Source organism: Klebsiella sp. HMSC16A12, from assembly GCF_001808265.1.
GTDB lineage: Bacteria > Pseudomonadota > Gammaproteobacteria > Enterobacterales > Enterobacteriaceae > Klebsiella > Klebsiella pneumoniae.
This window is the reverse complement of the sequence record NZ_KV792621.1, coordinates 96163-112368: the sequence shown is the minus strand read 5'-3', so window position 1 is coordinate 112368 and position 16206 is coordinate 96163. Positions and strand designations below refer to the sequence as shown.

The 16206-nt window shown below is 57.9% G+C and carries 14 protein-coding genes and 1 pseudogene; 6 read left to right on the top strand and 9 right to left on the bottom strand.

Annotation, left to right across the window (positions count from 1 at the left end; all coding sequences use genetic code 11):
- Positions 1 to 8: 8 nt before the first annotated feature.
- Entirely contained in the window at positions 9 to 827 is an 819-nt protein-coding gene (locus HMPREF3140_RS16270) for a protein bax (protein ID WP_004188166.1), read from the bottom strand.
- 314 nt (positions 828 to 1141) lie between these two features.
- Between HMPREF3140_RS16270 and HMPREF3140_RS16265 the strand changes: the two genes are divergently transcribed.
- Together HMPREF3140_RS16265 and avtA are read left to right on the top strand one after the other, a co-directional pair.
- On the top strand, positions 1142 to 3175 hold the full coding sequence (locus HMPREF3140_RS16265) for an alpha-amylase (protein ID WP_002922358.1): 2034 nt from the start codon (positions 1142 to 1144) through the stop codon (positions 3173 to 3175).
- 168 nt (positions 3176 to 3343) lie between these two features.
- Entirely contained in the window at positions 3344 to 4600 is a 1257-nt protein-coding gene (gene avtA, locus HMPREF3140_RS16260; RefSeq protein WP_002922359.1) for a valine--pyruvate transaminase, read from the top strand.
- A gap of 42 nt (positions 4601 to 4642) precedes the next feature.
- Here avtA and HMPREF3140_RS16255 read toward each other — a convergent pair whose 3' ends face one another.
- The 7 genes and pseudogenes from HMPREF3140_RS16255 to HMPREF3140_RS16230 all read right to left on the bottom strand — a co-directional run bounded on the left by HMPREF3140_RS16255 (position 4643) and on the right by HMPREF3140_RS16230 (position 10928).
- Entirely contained in the window at positions 4643 to 5128 is a 486-nt protein-coding gene (locus HMPREF3140_RS16255; RefSeq protein ID WP_032412566.1) for a 4Fe-4S dicluster domain-containing protein, read from the bottom strand.
- Positions 5129 to 5237: 109 nt separating this feature from the next.
- Positions 5238 to 5330 (bottom strand): annotated as a pseudogene (locus HMPREF3140_RS27510) (IclR family transcriptional regulator); the annotation flags it as partial.
- Positions 5331 to 5372: 42 nt separating this feature from the next.
- The gene (gene selB / locus HMPREF3140_RS16250) at positions 5373 to 7214 is read right to left on the bottom strand and encodes a selenocysteine-specific translation elongation factor (protein WP_023286943.1); all 1842 of its coding nucleotides are present in this window, start codon (positions 7212 to 7214) and stop codon (positions 5373 to 5375) included.
- Positions 7211 to 8599, bottom strand: a complete 1389-nt coding sequence (selA, locus tag HMPREF3140_RS16245) for an L-seryl-tRNA(Sec) selenium transferase (protein ID WP_023286944.1) — start codon at positions 8597 to 8599, stop codon at positions 7211 to 7213. The genes selB and selA overlap by 4 nt, the downstream gene beginning before the upstream one ends.
- A gap of 105 nt (positions 8600 to 8704) precedes the next feature.
- Positions 8705 to 9313 carry a glutathione S-transferase gene (locus HMPREF3140_RS16240; RefSeq protein WP_004152043.1) on the bottom strand — a complete coding sequence of 203 codons (609 nt, stop codon included), beginning with the start codon at positions 9311 to 9313 and terminating at the stop codon, positions 8705 to 8707.
- Positions 9314 to 9419: 106 nt separating this feature from the next.
- Positions 9420 to 10556: an HlyD family secretion protein gene (locus HMPREF3140_RS16235; RefSeq protein WP_032412569.1), complete on the bottom strand. Its 1137-nt coding sequence runs from the start codon at positions 10554 to 10556 to the stop codon at positions 9420 to 9422.
- Positions 10557 to 10559: 3 nt separating this feature from the next.
- A complete protein-coding gene (locus HMPREF3140_RS16230; protein WP_004152044.1) occupies positions 10560 to 10928 on the bottom strand; it encodes a DUF3302 domain-containing protein in 369 nt (122 codons plus the stop codon).
- A gap of 538 nt (positions 10929 to 11466) precedes the next feature.
- Between HMPREF3140_RS16230 and mtlA the strand changes: the two genes are divergently transcribed.
- The 3 genes from mtlA to mtlR all read left to right on the top strand — a co-directional run bounded on the left by mtlA (position 11467) and on the right by mtlR (position 15219).
- Positions 11467 to 13374, top strand: a complete 1908-nt coding sequence (gene mtlA / locus HMPREF3140_RS16225) for a PTS mannitol transporter subunit IICBA (RefSeq protein WP_002922397.1) — start codon at positions 11467 to 11469, stop codon at positions 13372 to 13374.
- Between the two features lie 100 nt (positions 13375 to 13474).
- On the top strand, positions 13475 to 14623 hold the full coding sequence (gene mtlD, locus HMPREF3140_RS16220) for a mannitol-1-phosphate 5-dehydrogenase (RefSeq protein ID WP_004145239.1): 1149 nt from the start codon (positions 13475 to 13477) through the stop codon (positions 14621 to 14623).
- Complete coding sequence (gene mtlR, locus HMPREF3140_RS16215) at positions 14623 to 15219, top strand: mannitol operon repressor MtlR (RefSeq protein WP_002922401.1); 597 nt, start codon at positions 14623 to 14625, stop codon at positions 15217 to 15219. The genes mtlD and mtlR overlap by 1 nt, the downstream gene beginning before the upstream one ends.
- Here the strand turns inward: mtlR and HMPREF3140_RS16210 are convergent.
- Entirely contained in the window at positions 15208 to 15432 is a 225-nt protein-coding gene (locus HMPREF3140_RS16210) for a hypothetical protein (protein WP_002922402.1), read from the bottom strand. The two genes, mtlR and HMPREF3140_RS16210, sit on opposite strands and share 12 nt — an antisense overlap.
- Positions 15433 to 15704: 272 nt before the next feature.
- On the opposite strand from HMPREF3140_RS16210, the gene HMPREF3140_RS16205 reads away from it, so the two are divergent.
- Entirely contained in the window at positions 15705 to 16067 is a 363-nt protein-coding gene (locus HMPREF3140_RS16205; RefSeq protein WP_002922410.1) for a YibL family ribosome-associated protein, read from the top strand.
- The last annotated feature ends 139 nt before the right edge of the window (positions 16068 to 16206 follow it).

The window sequence follows — 16206 nt, the reverse complement described above, 5'->3', positions numbered from 1 at the left end:
CATCCGGATTACAGATGAGCGGCGATGAGCCGCTGATTGTCCTGATACATCGCGAAGAGATAGTTGTTGTAGCTCGACCCTTTGGTCGAATACCCCTTCAGCTTATGGATCATGGTGCTGGCAGTTACTTCCTGATCCGCCTTGCGCAGCTGCAGGCGCGACTTGCGGAAAGAAGAATAGGCCGGGTGGGTGTTCAGGTTTGTTACGTAAGCCTGCACCGACTGCTCTACCGACTCAAACTGCGAGTAACCTTTCATCGCGCCGCGGCAGCGACCGGCGCCGCACTTCATGCCGAACAGGTTGTTATTCTCGCGCGCCAGCCTGGAGGTACCCCAGCCACTTTCCGCCGCCGCCATGGTCGCCACCATGCTGTTCGGAATAATGTCGACACGCTCAAGCAGCGCGTTCCAGGGCACATGACGCGTATTGCCTGACCACTTCACCTTATAACGGGAAGCGATATCCTTCAGGCGCGCCTTCTCAGTCGGTGACCAGCGAGCATCGTACTGCTTGGAAATAAGCCAGTTACGATCCGCAGTAATCGCCTGATTCTGCTTGGTAATATAAGGCATGACCGTCCGGAGAAACGCTTTTTTCCTTGGTGTTCCGGAAGGGTATTTTCGCAAGTCAGGAAGTGAACTGCTCTTTACACTATTGCGAGAATACTCTTGTTTACTGCTTACCTTAGTACTACTTATCTTCTTTACCGTTGGGGCTTTATGACTCTTTGTCGCTGTGTGCGTTGTCGCCAACACACTACCTGAAAAGATGCAGGTTAGTAACATAAGTATGGCGGCCCCATATCGTCGTATGGGATTCGATATCATCAGGTCTCCTGGTCGGATATATGCATTCCAACACCTTGTTTTTCACAAAAAAACGATAGCTGAATCGCTAATAGTATCAAAAATACGCACTGAGGGCATCAACAGAAATAGTCCAATTCCGAATTGCTGTCATCTGAAATCGGTTTCTGCGGCGCATCGCCAGCGCGAAAATGCTAGCTTCGTCTCATTTTTAGCCTATTTTTTGAGCGGTGTCACTCACCCCTTTTCATCCTCCTGGTAAAACGCGCGTCAGGAGGAGTTCACCCGCGCGGCGACAAGGCACACTAGATAAAAACCGCTCACAGGATCTCGCAATGAAACTCGCTGCGCTTGCCACGTTATTCGTGCCTGGGATGGCCTTTGCCGCCTGGACTACCACCGACTTTCCTGCTTTTACCGAAGAAGGGACCGGCCGATTCATCAGCCAGAAAGTGGTTGAGAAGGGTACACGTCCCCTGCAGCTAAATTTTGACCAGCAGTGCTGGCAGCCTTCCGGCGGCATTAAGCTCAACCAGATGCTGTCCATGGAGCCCTGTCGCGGCACACCGCCGCAATGGCGCATCTTCCGCCAGGGTCTGTATACCCTGGAGGTGGATACCCGTTCCGGCACGCCAACGATGATGATTTCGCTGGAGGAAAAAGAGACCAGCGCCGCGGCGCCGCAGATCCGCCAGTGTCCGAAGTGGGACGGAAAACCTCTGACCATCGACGTCAGCAAAACCTTCGCCGAGGGCAGCAAGGTCCGCGATTTCTACAGCGGTAATGTCGCGACCGTCAGCGGCGGCAAAATCACCCTGCAGCCCGCCTTCGGCAGCAATGGCCTGCTGCTACTCGAGCGTGCCGAGACCGCCGCCCCGGCGCCGTTTGACTGGCACAATGCCACCGTCTACTTCGTCCTGACCGATCGCTTCGTAAACGGTAACCCGGCCAACGACAACAGCTATGGTCGCCATAAAGACGGCATGCAGGAGATCGGCACCTTCCACGGCGGCGACCTGCAGGGATTAACCAGCAAGCTGGATTATCTGCAGCAGATGGGAGTTAACGCCCTGTGGATCAGCTCCCCGCTCGAGCAGATCCACGGCTGGGTCGGCGGCGGCACGAAGGGCGATTTCCCTCACTACGCTTATCACGGCTATTACACCCAGGACTGGTCGAAACTGGACGCCAACATGGGGACCGAAGCGGATCTCCGCCGACTGGTGGATGAAGCGCATAAGCGCGGAATACGTATTCTGTTCGACGTGGTGATGAACCATGCCGGTTACGCTACCCTGGCCGACATGCAGGAGTTCCAGTTCGGCTCCCTGTATCTGCAAGGAGATGAGCTGAAAAAAACTCTCGGCGAGCGCTGGACGGACTGGAAGCCGGGCGCTGGACAGACCTGGCACAGCTTTAACGACTATATCAACTTCAGCGACAAAGCCGGGTGGGAGAAATGGTGGGGTAAGAAGTGGATCCGCACCGATATCGGCGATTACGACAATCCGGGCTATGACGATCTCACCATGTCGCTGGCCTTCCTGCCGGACCTGAAAACCGAATCGAAGGAGGTCTCAGGCCTGCCGAACTTCTATAGCCATAAACCAGACACCGCAGCGAAAGCGATCCCGGGCTATACGCCGCGCGACTATCTGACACACTGGCTGAGCCAGTGGGTACGTGACTACGGCATCGATGGCTTCCGCGTCGATACCGCCAAACATGTGGAGATGGACGCCTGGCAGCAGTTAAAAACCCAGGCCACCGCCGCGCTGGCGGAGTGGAAGAAAGCCAATCCGGATAAAGCGCTGGATGCGGCGCCGTTCTGGATGACTGGCGAAGCCTGGGGACATGGAGTGATGCAGAGCGATTATTATCGCCACGGTTTTGATGCGATGATCAATTTCGACTACCAGGACCAGGCGGCGAAAGCGGCGACCTGTATGGCCAATATTGACCTCACCTGGCAGCAAATGGCGGACAAGCTGCAGAGCTTTAACGTCCTGAGCTACCTCTCCTCGCACGATACGCGGCTGTTCCGCGAAGGCGGCACCACCGCGGCGGAGCTACTGCTGCTGGCCCCTGGCGCCGTGCAGATTTTCTATGGCGACGAATCATCGCGCCCGTTCGGCCCCACCGGCTCGGACCCGCTGCAGGGCACCCGCTCGGAGATGAACTGGCAGGATGTCAACGGCAAGGCGGCCCGCAGCGTTACCCACTGGCAGAAGATCGGCCAGTTCCGCGCTCGCCATCCGGCAATCGGCATGGGCAAACAGACAACGCTGTCGATGTCGCGTGGTTACGGGTTCGTGCGTGAGAGCGGTGAAGACAAAGTGATGGTCATCTGGGCCGGGCAGCAGCAGTAATCCACAGGTGGCTCTCCGCCCTGGCGGGGAGCCATTCAGAACAAAACGCTAACAAAATAGCAATTTACAGGATAAAGATAAAAAGCCGCCTCCTCCCGCCGATTTGCACCACGCCAGCGCTGGCGTTATGGTTAGCCACTTTCCAGAACCACCGATAGACTATTCGCGATGACATTTTCCCTTTTCGGCGACAAATTCACCCGTCATTCAGGCATCACCCGCTTGATGGAAGACCTTAATGACGGTCTGCGCACGCCGGGCGCTATTATGCTGGGCGGCGGCAACCCCGCTCAGATCCCGGAAATGAATGACTACTTCCAGCAGCTGCTGGCCGACATGCTGGATAATGGCAAAGCCCTTGATGCGCTTTGTAATTATGATGGTCCACAGGGCAAAAGCGAGCTGCTGGCTCTGCTGGCGAACATGCTGCGCGACGAGCTGGGCTGGGAGATCGAACCACAGAATATTGCGCTAACAAACGGCAGTCAGAGCGCATTTTTCTACTTATTTAATCTGTTTGCAGGCCGTCGGGCAGATGGCACCACCCGTAAGGTACTGTTCCCACTGACGCCGGAATACATCGGCTACGCCGATGCCGGTCTGGAAGAGGATCTGTTCGTTGCCACCCGGCCGAACATCGAACTGCTGCCGGAAGGCCAGTTTAAGTACCATGTTGATTTTGAGCATCTGCAGGTGACGGAAGAGACCGGGATGATCTGCGTCTCGCGCCCCACCAACCCGACCGGCAACGTCATCACTGATGAAGAGCTGATCAAACTGGATGCGCTGGCGAATCAGCACGGGGTCCCGCTGGTGATTGATAACGCCTACGGCGTGCCGTTCCCGGGCATTATCTTTAGCGACGCCCGACCGCTGTGGAATCCGAACATCGTGCTGTGTATGAGCCTGTCCAAGCTGGGCCTGCCGGGCAGCCGCTGCGGGATTATCATCGCCAACGAAAAAATCATCACCGCCATCAGCAACATGAACGGCATTATCAGCCTCGCCCCTGGCGGCATCGGGCCGGCAATGATGTGCGAAATGATTAAACGACAGGATCTGCTGCGCCTGTCAGAGACGGTGATCAAGCCCTTCTATTACCAGCGGGTGCAGGAAACCATCGCCATTATTCGCCGCTATCTGCCGGAGGAGCGCTGCCTTATTCACAAACCGGAGGGGGCAATCTTCCTCTGGCTGTGGTTTAAGGATCTGCCGATCTCCACCGAGCTGCTGTATCAGCGGCTGAAAAAGCGCGGCGTGCTGATGGTGCCGGGGGATTACTTCTTCCCTGGTCTGGATAAACCGTGGCCGCACACCCACCAGTGTATGCGCATGAACTATGTACCGGACCCGCAAAAAATCGAAGCCGGAGTGAAAATCCTCGCCGAAGAGGTTGAATTTGCCTGGCGCGAACAGGAAGCATAGTCTCGGACGCCGCGGGCGGGTAACGTTCGTCAGCGACCCCATTCACGCCAGCGCCAGCCGCTGGCGTTTTTGCGCGCATAGCGCTTCCAGCTCCGCGGGAACCATCACCCGCAGCGCCTGCGTCGGGCAGGCGGCCACGCAGGCCGGTCCTTCGGCGCGGTGATGGCATAGATCGCATTTCAGCGCCTGCGCCTGCTGGTTCATTACCATAACGGTCATCGCGCCGTACGGGCAGGCCACCATGCAGCTTTTGCAGCCGATGCAGCGCCGCTGGTCGACCCACCAGACGTCATTGTCGCGCTGAATCGCCCCCTGTGGGCAAACGCTGGCGCAGGGCGCATCCTCGCACTGCCGACAGGCCATCGCCGTCGATATGTCACCGCTTTTCACCACCCGGATACGCGGCGCGAAATGGTTCGTCGACAGGGCGGCGACATCCTGCGCCTGCTGGTGCGCCACCGCGCAGGCCACTTCGCAGGTACGACAGCCGATGCACCGCTGGGCATTGGCAATAAGAAACTGGTTCATCCTCTGCTCCCTGGGGATAAAACCGCAGGGTGCCAGAATATCCCCTGCCCGCGCTTTGATCCTGAATGGAATCAGCGCTGTTTTTTGTCAGATGGCCGGCAGGATGTGGTCATTTGCCTGACGCTTCACGCACCGTGAAACCCAGCTCACGCGAAATTGCTTCGGCGGTCTCACGTAGTGGTTTTAACAAGTTCTTTTCGCCAGCTCCCCGGCACGAAGTCCGCCGGGGAGCCGACGTTAATGATTACCGGAACAATGCCTTATCGCGCAGGATATGATCGTTGCCGCGACGGCGGGTGAAGCCAATCCGATCGAAATACTCCAGGATCTGGATCGCCAGCTTCCGCCCGACGTTTAAGGTATCGCGGAAATCCGCCGCGCAGGTTGAACCGCGCAGCCGATCCAGCTCGCGCACCCGCTGGGCGAACTGCACAATGCGATCGTTGCGGTAGTAACGATCCTTGACGATCGCGGTAATCATCCCCTGCTGCGCCGCCTGGCGCAGCACCGCGCGCATCAGGGACTCTTCAACATGGACTTCGCGCGCAAGATCGCGCACCCACCACGGATCGTCGCCGAACAGAGTCTCCACCTTCTGCCAGACCGCCTGCTGCTCGTCGGTAAACCCGGCTTTATGCTCCGGCAAATGCAGCCAGCCGTGATGGCTGTGGACTAAGCCGCTCTCGCGCATCTGCTCAATCAGCAGCAGCACCAGCGCTTCATCTTCCATCGGCAGCGCGATGCGGCGCAGGCGCTCCCGGCCAGGGCCCGGCTCGTCTCGATGCTGCTCATGGTAGCGCGCAAGGGCATCCAGCAATTTTCGCTGCCAGCGGGCGGCAAGCGGCGCGCTAAGCAGGCGCTGTCCGGCCTGCAGATAGTCCGGTCGCTGGATCAGGGCCGCCATCCCGGCTTCGCTGAGCTGCCGCGCCCAGGCGAAGCGCTCAAGCCGGACGGCATCCCGCTGCAGATGCAGCTCCAGCGCCTGCGCATCGTCAGCGCCGACCGCCGCCAGGGCGTGCAGCCACTGCAGATATTCCGGTTTACGTTTGCCGCGACGCGGAGGATCCAGCGTCACCACCCGTGCGCCCGCCAGCGTCAAGCGAGCGGAGATATCGCGGAGCACCAGCCGGTCGTTATCCGCCAGCCACAGCGGAGTATCCAGCACCAGCTCCGCCAGGTTGCCCTCAAGAAGCGACACCCGGCCGGTAATGTGGCTGGCAGCATGGTGAATATGCAGCGGCTGCCACTGGCTGAGCGGCGTATGGCACTGCAGCTCGACAATCACCCGTTCTGCTGGCTCCGGCGGTGGTGAGGAGAGCAGCCAGTCGCCGCGGTGCACTGCCTCTTTTTGCGCATCGCCGACAATATTCAGCGCAATGCGCTGCCCGGCGTGCGCCTGCTCAACCGCTTGATTCTGGGCATGCAGGCCGCGGACGCGCATCGGCGTGTTGACGCCGGTAAGCCACAGGGTATCCCCGACCCGTACTTCGCCGGAGAGCGCCGTCCCGGTGACCACCAGCCCCGCGCCTTTGACGGTAAAAGCGCGATCCAGCGCCAGGCGAAACCGCTGCTGCTGCGGGCGGGGGCGCTCCGCAAGCTGCAGCAGATGGCTGCGCAGTTCCGCAATACCGATGTTTTCCGCCGCCGCGGTGGGAAAGAAAGCGACGGCGTCAAAGCCCAGCTCGCCCAGGGTCTGCTCGACCTCTGCCTGAACCTCCGCCACCCTGGCGGCCGCCACGCGGTCCGTTTTGGTCAGCGCCACGGTCAGCGTCGGCTTTCCGGTCAGCTGCAGGATCGCCAGGTGTTCGCGGGTTTGCGCCATCACCCCGTCATCGCAGGCCACCACCAGCAGCGCATGGTCAATACCGCCCACCCCTGCCAGCATGTTGGACAAAAACTTTTCGTGCCCGGGAACGTCAATAAATCCCAGCACCCGCCCGTCCGGCTGCGGCCAGTAGGCATAGCCGAGATCGATCGTCATTCCCCGCGCTTTCTCTTCCGGCAAACGATCGGCATTCACGCCGGTTATCGCCTGCAGCAGCGTCGTTTTGCCGTGGTCAACATGTCCAGCGGTGGCAATAATCATCGTAACAACATCTCCATAAAGCGGGTTTCATCTTCCAGACAGCGCAGGTCCAGCCAGAGCCGACCGTCATATATGCGGCCAATCACCGGACACGGCAGCGCGCGCCAGCGGGCCGCCAGCGCCTCCAGCCGGCTACCGCGGCCGTCATGCGGGGTAAAGGTCAACGCCGCGCTGGGCAGGCGGTCGACGGGTAACGAGCCGCTGCCAATCTGCGACTGGCAGGCTGCCACGCTGACGGCAAAATCAGCATAGTGTGCCGCCAGGTCAGGCTGCAGGCGTTCAGCCAGCCGGCGGATCTCCTCCGCCGGACGGGTGAGCAGGCGCAGCGTCGGCAATTTCTCCCTCAGCGCCTCCGGGTGCTGATAGAGGCGCAGCGTAGCCTCCAGCGCCGCGAGGGTCATTTTATCGGCGCGCAGGGCCCGCTTCAGCGGATGGCTTTGTAGCTGGGCAATCAGCGCGCGTTTGCCGACGATAACCCCGGCCTGCGGGCCACCGAGCAGCTTGTCGCCGGAGAAACTGACCAGGCTCACCCCGGCGGCGATCATCTCCTGCGGCATCGGCTCCTTTGGCAGGCCATACTGACTGAGATCCACCAGCGACCCGCTGCCCAGGTCGGCTACCACCGGAACATCCAGTTCGCGGCCAATGGCCGCCAGCTCCGCTTCGTCGACGGCTTTGGTAAAGCCCTCAATACTGTAGTTGCTGGTGTGGACCTTCATCAGCAGCGCGGTATTGTCATTCACCGCCTGGCGATAATCTTTGGCATGGGTGCGGTTGGTGGTACCCACTTCGTGCAGCTGGCAACCCGCCTGGCGCATCACGTCGGGGATGCGAAATGCCCCGCCGATCTCCACCAGTTCGCCGCGAGAGACCACCACTTCGCGACCGCTGGCGGTGGCCGCCAGCATCAGCAGAACGGCCGCCGCGTTGTTGTTCACGATACAGGCGTCTTCCGCGCCGGTGATCTGGCACAGCAGATCGGCAATGGCGCGATCGCGATGGCCGCGCCCGGCGTCGTCGAGATCATATTCGAGCGTCACCGGCGCGCGCATCGCGCTGGCGACCGCCTCCACGGCCGACTCCGCCTGGATGGCGCGCCCCAGATTGGTATGCAATACCGTACCGGTGAGATTAAACACCGGACGCAGGGCGCTCCGCTGGCCGGCGGTGAGCCGCTGCTCACAGGCGTGCTGCCAGTCATGGCTCCAGTCAGGGAGCGTCTGCCGTTGGCTAATCTGTTCCCGCGCCTCATCGAGCATCTGGCGCAGCTGCGCCACCACCTGCGAATGGCCGTGCTGCGCCAGCAGGGGAGAAAAAGCGGGGTCGCGTAGTAAGCGGTCAATGGCCGGAAGCCGGGTATAAAGCGCACGAATTTCGGTAGTCATGAATGGGCCTGGCGGTAAGTTATTTTCCCCCCTCCCGACGGGAGAGGGAGTCAACAATCAGCGGCGATTGTAACGCCTCCTTGCGCAAACTGTTACCTGCATGGGTCAAGTCCGCGGCGGTTCGGTGCGCGCAAAGCTGGCGCGCTGGAACAGCGCATCCACCAACTTCACCAACTGCGGCCGGGTGGCGCACCAGCCCGGCGCCACCCGGCGAAAGTTCAGGTAGGCAATGGCGCAGGCCGTAGAGATGGTCGCCAGATTGACCTCGTCACCGCGTAGCGTTCCGTCCGCCGCGCAGGCTTCCAGCCTGTCGAGGCCGCGCGCCACTTTCTCCCGCTGGCGGAGCAGCTCTTGCTCTGACTGTTGGGCCGCAGGGCGAGCTTTTTCGCGCACCAGCGCCTGGGCGGCCTCCATCACCCCATCTGCCAGCGCCTCAAGCTGGCGCATCCTGAGAGCGGCTCTGGGGTCGGCGGGGATCATCGGCGGCGCCACGCCCAGCAGCTCGAGATACTGCGCGATAACCGGAGAATCAAACCAGCATTCGCCGTCATCTGTCACCAGCGCCGGCACTTTGCCCAGCGGGTTATAGCGCGCCACACCGTTGCTTTCGCTGTAGGGGGATTCGTTGACAAACTCAAAAGGGATGCGCTTTTCCAGCAGGATCACGGAGATTTTGCGCACAAAGGGACTGGTGTAGCTGCCGATCAGTTTCATAACCTGCTCCTTATCGCCAACAAATTATCGCCAACAAAGATATGAGTATGGCTCAGGGCAGGACAAAAGGCAGGTGAGCGTCCCGCTCAACCTGCCGCCGATCGCATTAATGATCGAGATAGAGGTAGTGCATCCAGCTGGTCATCCGCAGCAGCACTTTACGCATCACCGAGACGTGGGCGAAATGGTCGGAGTAGACCGCCACCTGCGCGTAGATACCATCAGGCAGCGCATCAATTTCGGCATTGGGGTCGAGCTCGATGGTCGCCAGCACGCCATCGCTGCCCGGCGTCACGGTCAGCGACTGTAACGCCCCTTGCGCCTGATAACTTCCTCCCGGCACCACCGGTAAAATACTCACCAGTTTGCCGTGGAACACCTGCCCGGGCAGGGCGTTAAACACCGCTTCCGCGTCGTCGCCTTTCTCCAGCCTTAACAGGGAATTTTGCCGAAACTGGGCGACGATCAGCCGTTTTTGCTCGGGGATAAACACCATCACCGGACGCAGCGGCAGCGAGGCGGCATAGGTCCCCGGATGGATCAGCACCTGGGTGATATACCCATCGCTTGGCGCCCGCACGGTGGTCTGATCGAGATTATATTTCGCCTCCGCCAGCTGGGCGCGCAGGCTGGCCACTTGCGACTGCTCGCCGTTGATCATGCTGTCCAGCTGGCTCTGGATCTGCGCCTGCTCCGCCACCGACGCCTTGACCAGCGCGTCCTGGGCAAGGTAATTCTGCCTGGCGTTATCGATGTCGCTTTCCGAGAACGGGTTCACCCGCGCCTGGCTCCCTTTCAGGTAGCGCTGATAGTCCTTGTATAAGCGATCGCGTTCCGCCGACACGCGGGTGGTGTTGGCCTGGGCTTCAGAGAGCTGCGCCTTGAGGGTGTTAATACTGTGCAGCGCCGTCACCAGGTCGGCCTGCAGACGGTCGACCCGCGCCTGATAGCGCGCCGGGTCAATAGTAAAAAGCACCTCACCCTTTTTGACGCGCTGATTCGCTTTGTCGGTGACGCTGTTAACCACTCCGGTAACCTGCGGCGTAATAGGAATAGATATCACCGCCTTTTGCGCCAGAAAGGTGTAAGGGTGGTTATAGTTCATTAATAAAATAAGCGCGCTAACAATAAATACGCCCCCCAGCGCCGCGGTAGGTACCGTCCATTTATTTACCGGTATTTTGAAGATTTTAAATATCGACCAGGCGATGGCCACGTAGGTCAAAATTATCAACAGATCCATAGATTATTTCTCCGCCGCAGAGGTGGACTGCGGCCGCTGGATGGCCGCCACCTGGTGTTCAAGGTCGCTCAGTCGTTGGCGAAGCTGTTGTATATCGGTCTCTTTTTCAGGTTCGTCAGGGGCCGTATTCGCCTTATGCTGCATGCCCCAGCCGCGCTCAGGCTGGTACAACGTGGCCCAAATCCATAAAAACGGCCAGATGACGTGGAGAGTAAAAAGACTGACCCATCCGGCGACATGAATAGCATCGGAATGAGGGTGGTTGCGTTTTTTGGCGATCAAATAAGGAATATCGTGAATAATGATAATCCCATAAAAAATGACCAGAAAAACGAAGATCAGAACGCCCAGCGCAAAATAATTGAGAAACATAATTCCCTCGGCTTTACGCTAATAATTTATATGAATTTTATTCACGACCCACTGACATTCGGGCCGCTATTTTGAGCATAATTCACGCCTTTCATTTTTGCCATCCGGCGTAAAAAAGTTATTCGGCAGTTAAGGTTGCTTAGTTACAGAGCCATCTCGCCCTGGCCGCAAAACCGGGCCGAGATCACAGCGGCGTAAACCCCTCGCGAAATTCTTTGTGATCAAAATCACAAACAAACAACAAAAACACGAAACAAAAATGTGACAAATATCACACAAAAAGGCAGATCAGCGGCTAAAAAGGCGCTGTGTTGTTTTTTTACACAGTAATTTTGTGATCATCATCACTAAAAAACCCTCTTAGCCCCCTATATTCATGTGATCCAAATCACATAAAAGGGCGCTGGCTGGACAGCTAAACGATTCAGTGCCAGATTTCGCACTATCAATCAGGGCCCGGCTACCTCTGCCGCCACATTAACAACAAACCTCGGGCTTTAAGCCTGCGCGCTACGCAAAACAGAAGAAGGGGTGTTTTATGTCATCCGATATCAAGATCAAAGTGCAAAGCTTTGGTCGTTTCCTCAGCAATATGGTGATGCCGAATATCGGCGCGTTTATCGCGTGGGGTATCATCACCGCGCTTTTCATTCCGACAGGGTGGTTGCCAAACGAAACGCTGGCGAAGCTGGTCGGTCCGATGATCACCTACCTGCTGCCGCTGCTGATCGGTTACACCGGCGGTAAATTAGTCGGCGGCGAACGTGGTGGCGTGGTCGGGGCGATCACCACCATGGGCGTTATCGTCGGCGCGGATATGCCGATGTTCCTCGGCTCAATGATTGCCGGCCCGCTGGGCGGCTACTGCATCAAGAAGTTCGATAACTGGGTAGACGGTAAGATCAAATCCGGTTTTGAAATGCTGGTGAATAACTTCTCCGCCGGCATCATCGGGATGATCCTCGCCATTCTGGCCTTCCTCGGCATTGGCCCGGCGGTCGAAGTTCTGTCGAAAATTCTGGCGGCTGGCGTTAACTTTATGGTGGCGCACGACATGCTGCCGCTGGCGTCTATCTTCGTCGAACCGGCAAAAATCCTGTTCCTTAACAACGCCATCAACCACGGTATCTTCTCGCCGCTGGGTATTCAGCAGTCCCACGAGCTGGGTAAATCCATCTTCTTCCTGATTGAAGCTAACCCGGGTCCAGGGATGGGCGTTCTGCTGGCGTACATGTTCTTTGGTCGCGGCAGCGCAAAACAGTCAGCAGGCGGGGCGGCTATCATCCACTTCCTGGGGGGTATCCATGAAATCTACTTCCCGTACGTGCTGATGAACCCACGTCTGATCCTGGCCGTTATCCTCGGCGGGATGACCGGTGTCTTCACCCTGACCATCCTCAATGGCGGTCTGGTCTCTCCGGCTTCCCCAGGCTCTATCCTGGCGGTGCTGGCGATGACGCCGAAAGGCGCCTACTTCGCTAACATCGCCGCGATTATCGCAGCGATGGCGGTCTCCTTCGTGGTCTCTGCGGTTCTGCTCAAGACCAGCAAAGTTAAAGAAGAAGACGATATCGAAGCCGCAACGCGTCGTATGCATGACATGAAAGCGGAATCCAAAGGCGCCAGCCCGCTGGCGGCCGGTAATGTCACCAACGACCTGAGCCATGTGCGTAAAATCATCGTCGCCTGCGACGCCGGGATGGGTTCCAGCGCTATGGGCGCCGGGGTACTGCGCAAGAAAGTGCAGGATGCCGGGCTGAGCAACATCTCGGTCACCAACAGCGCAATCAATAACCTGCCGCCGGATGTTGACCTGGTCATCACCCACCGCGACCTTACCGAGCGCGCCATGCGCCAGGTGCCGCAGGCGCAGCATATTTCGCTGACCAACTTCCTCGACAGCGGTCTGTACACCAGCCTGACCGAGCGCCTGGTCGCGGCCCAGCGCCACATCGACAACGAAGTCAAAGTCACCGATAGCCTGAAAGACAGCTTTGACGATACTAACAACAACCTGTTCCAGCTGGGCGCGGATAACATCTTCCTCGGTCGCAAAGCAGCCACCAAAGAAGAAGCGATTCGCTTCGCCGGTGAGCAGCTGGTGAAAGGCGGTTACGTTGAGCCGGAATATGTGCAGGCGATGCTGGACCGCGAAAAACTGACCTCGACCTATCTCGGCGAGTCCATTGCGGTACCGCACGGCACCATCGAAGCGAAGGACCGCGTGCTGAAAACCGGCGTCGTCTTCTGCCAGTACCCGGAAGGCGTGCGCTTCGGTGAAGAAGAAGATGAAGTCGCGCGTCTGGTCATCGGCATCGCCGCTCGTAATAACGAGCACATTCAGGTTATCACCAGTCTGACTAACGCCCTGGATGACGAAACCGTGATTGAGCGCCTGGCGAAAACCACCAGCGTCGACGAAGTTCTGGCACTGTTAAATAAATAATCAGCGCTATCCAACCCTCTCCTTTGGGAGAGGGTTGGGGTGAGGGGAAAGGCCTCACCCCAGCCCTCTCAGGTGAAAACATTAATTGAAGGTTAATACTATGAAAGCATTACATTTTGGCGCAGGTAATATCGGACGTGGCTTTATCGGTAAATTGCTGGCCGACGCGGGCATCGAACTGACGTTTGCCGATGTCAATCAGACCGTACTTGATGCCCTGAATGCCCGTCATAGCTATCAGGTTCACGTCGTCGGTGAGAATGAGCAGGTGGACACCGTCTCCGGCGTCAATGCCGTCAGCAGCATCGGCGATGAGGTTGTGGACCTGATCGCTGAGGTGGATCTGGTCACCACCGCCGTCGGTCCCGTCGTGCTCGAGCGCATCGCGCCAGCGATCGCCAAAGGGCTGGCGCAGCGCAAAGCGCAGGGCACCGAACGCCCGCTGAACATCATCGCCTGCGAAAATATGGTGCGCGGCACCACGCAGTTAAAAGGCCACGTGTTTAACGCGCTGGCGGAAGAAGATAAAGCGTGGGTGGAAGCGCATATCGGCTTTGTCGACTCTGCCGTTGACCGTATTGTGCCGCCATCGGCTTCCGCCACTCATGACCCGCTGGAAGTCACCGTGGAAACCTTTAGCGAATGGATTGTCGATAAGACTCAGTTCAAGGGCGCGCTGCCGACTATCCCGGGGATGGAATTAACTGATAACCTGATGGCATTTGTCGAACGCAAGCTCTTCACCTTGAACACCGGGCATGCTATAACCGCCTACCTCGGAAAACTGGCGGGCCATCAGACGATTCGCGACGCGATCCTCGACGAGAAAATTCGTGCCGTCGTGCAGGGCGCGATGGAAGAGAGCGGCGCGGTGCTGATCAAACGTTACGCCTTTGACCCGCAGAAGCACGCGGCTTATATCCAGAAAATACTTGGCCGTTTCGAGAACCCGTACCTGAAAGACGATGTTGAGCGCGTTGGCCGTCAGCCGCTGCGCAAACTGAGCGCTGGCGACCGTTTAATTAAGCCGCTGCTGGGTACACTGGAATACGGGCTGCCGCACCGCAACCTGGTGAAAGGGATTGCGGCGGCGATGCATTTCCGTAGCGAAGACGATCCGCAGGCGCAGGAGCTGGCGGCACTGATCGCCGACAAGGGGCCGCAGGCCGCGCTGGCGCAGATTTCCGGCCTGGATGCCGCAAGTGATGTCGTCGCGGAGGCCGTTAACGACTACAACGCGGAAAAATGATGCACAACCTGGCGCGGCCGACGTCGCGCCCATTACGACTCCTGTCAGATATGCAGGCAATGATGGAAGAAACACAAGCATTTGAAAACCGTGTGCTTGAGCGTCTGAATGCTGGCAAAACCGTACGAAGCTTCCTGATCGCCACCGTCGAGCTGTTAACGGAAGCGGTCAATATTCTGGTGCTTCAGGTGTTCCGTAAAGACGACTACGCGGTGAAATACGCCGTCGAGCCCTTGCTGGAGGGCAGCGGGCCGCTCGGCGATCTCTCTGTACGCCTGAAGCTGATTTATGGCCTTGGGGTGATAAGTCGTGCCGAATATGAAGACGCCGAGCTGCTGATGGCCCTGCGCGAAGAGCTTAACCACGACGGCAATGAGTACAGCTTTACCGACGACGAAATTATCGGTCCGTTCGGCGAGCTGCACTGCGTCGCCGCCCTGCCGCCAACGCCGCAATTTGATGACAGCGATGCCGAACTGCTGGCAATGCAGAAACTGCGTTACCAGCAGATGGTGCGCTCAACGATGGTGCTGTCCCTGACTGAGCTGATTTCACGAATCAGCTTAAAAAAAGCCTTTCAGAAATCAACGCTCTGATTCCGGTTCCGTCTGGTCGCAGGTCGGCCGGTAAAGCTGACGATAATATTCCAGACGCTGCAGGAACAACGCTTCCTTATCCTGAGGAATGTCTCGCGGTACATGCTGCAGACGCGGAGACTTTTTCAAATACTCCATAAACGCCTGACTGGAAGCCATAAAATCAACCGCTTTGTCGATTAAACGTGGTACGCCGTCGCCGATCTTTGCCATCACGTCCTCCTTTTGGGAATAATCTGATTAAGCATTAGCCAATTCACCGGCGTGGGTTAAGGAAAACGTGCTTATCTGCCGACAGGCTTCACAGAATTGAAATTAGAACGGGTATTAGGCGGAATATTAATAAAATTCAAATTATTAGCGATAAATGATATTGCATTCCGCGGGCGACAAACGGCGAATTTTTGATAAATAGCTATCAACAATAGCGGTCACGGCACATACTATAGGCGAATGAAGCCCCTTTATTAACAGATCAAATCACCATGAAAGAAGTCGAAAAGAATGAAATCAAGCGTCTGAGCGATCGTCTCGACGCCATCCGCCACCAGCAGGCCGAGCTGTCGCTGGTGGAAGCCGCCGATAAATATGCTGAACTGGAAAAAGAAAAAGCCACTCTGGAAACGGAGATTGAACGTCTGCGTTCCGTCCAGAGCCAGAAGCTGAGCAAAGAGGCGCAGAAACTGATGAGCCTGCCGTTCCGCCGCGCGATTACCAAAAAAGAGCAGGCAGATATGGGCAAGCTGAAGAAAAGCGTTCGCGGCCTGGTGGTTGTCCATCCGATGACCGCCCTGGGCCGGGAAATGGGTCTGAAAGAGATGACCGGTTTCGCCCGCAGCGAATTTTGATCCCCAGCCCTCTCCGTACGGAGAGGGCTATTCTGTCTTCACTCCCCCCACATTTTTACCTTCAGCCGGGTCGATTGGTCCAACCAATAATTTCATCCACCCCCTGGCAGTTCACAAATCCGTCAAAACCCATCACAAA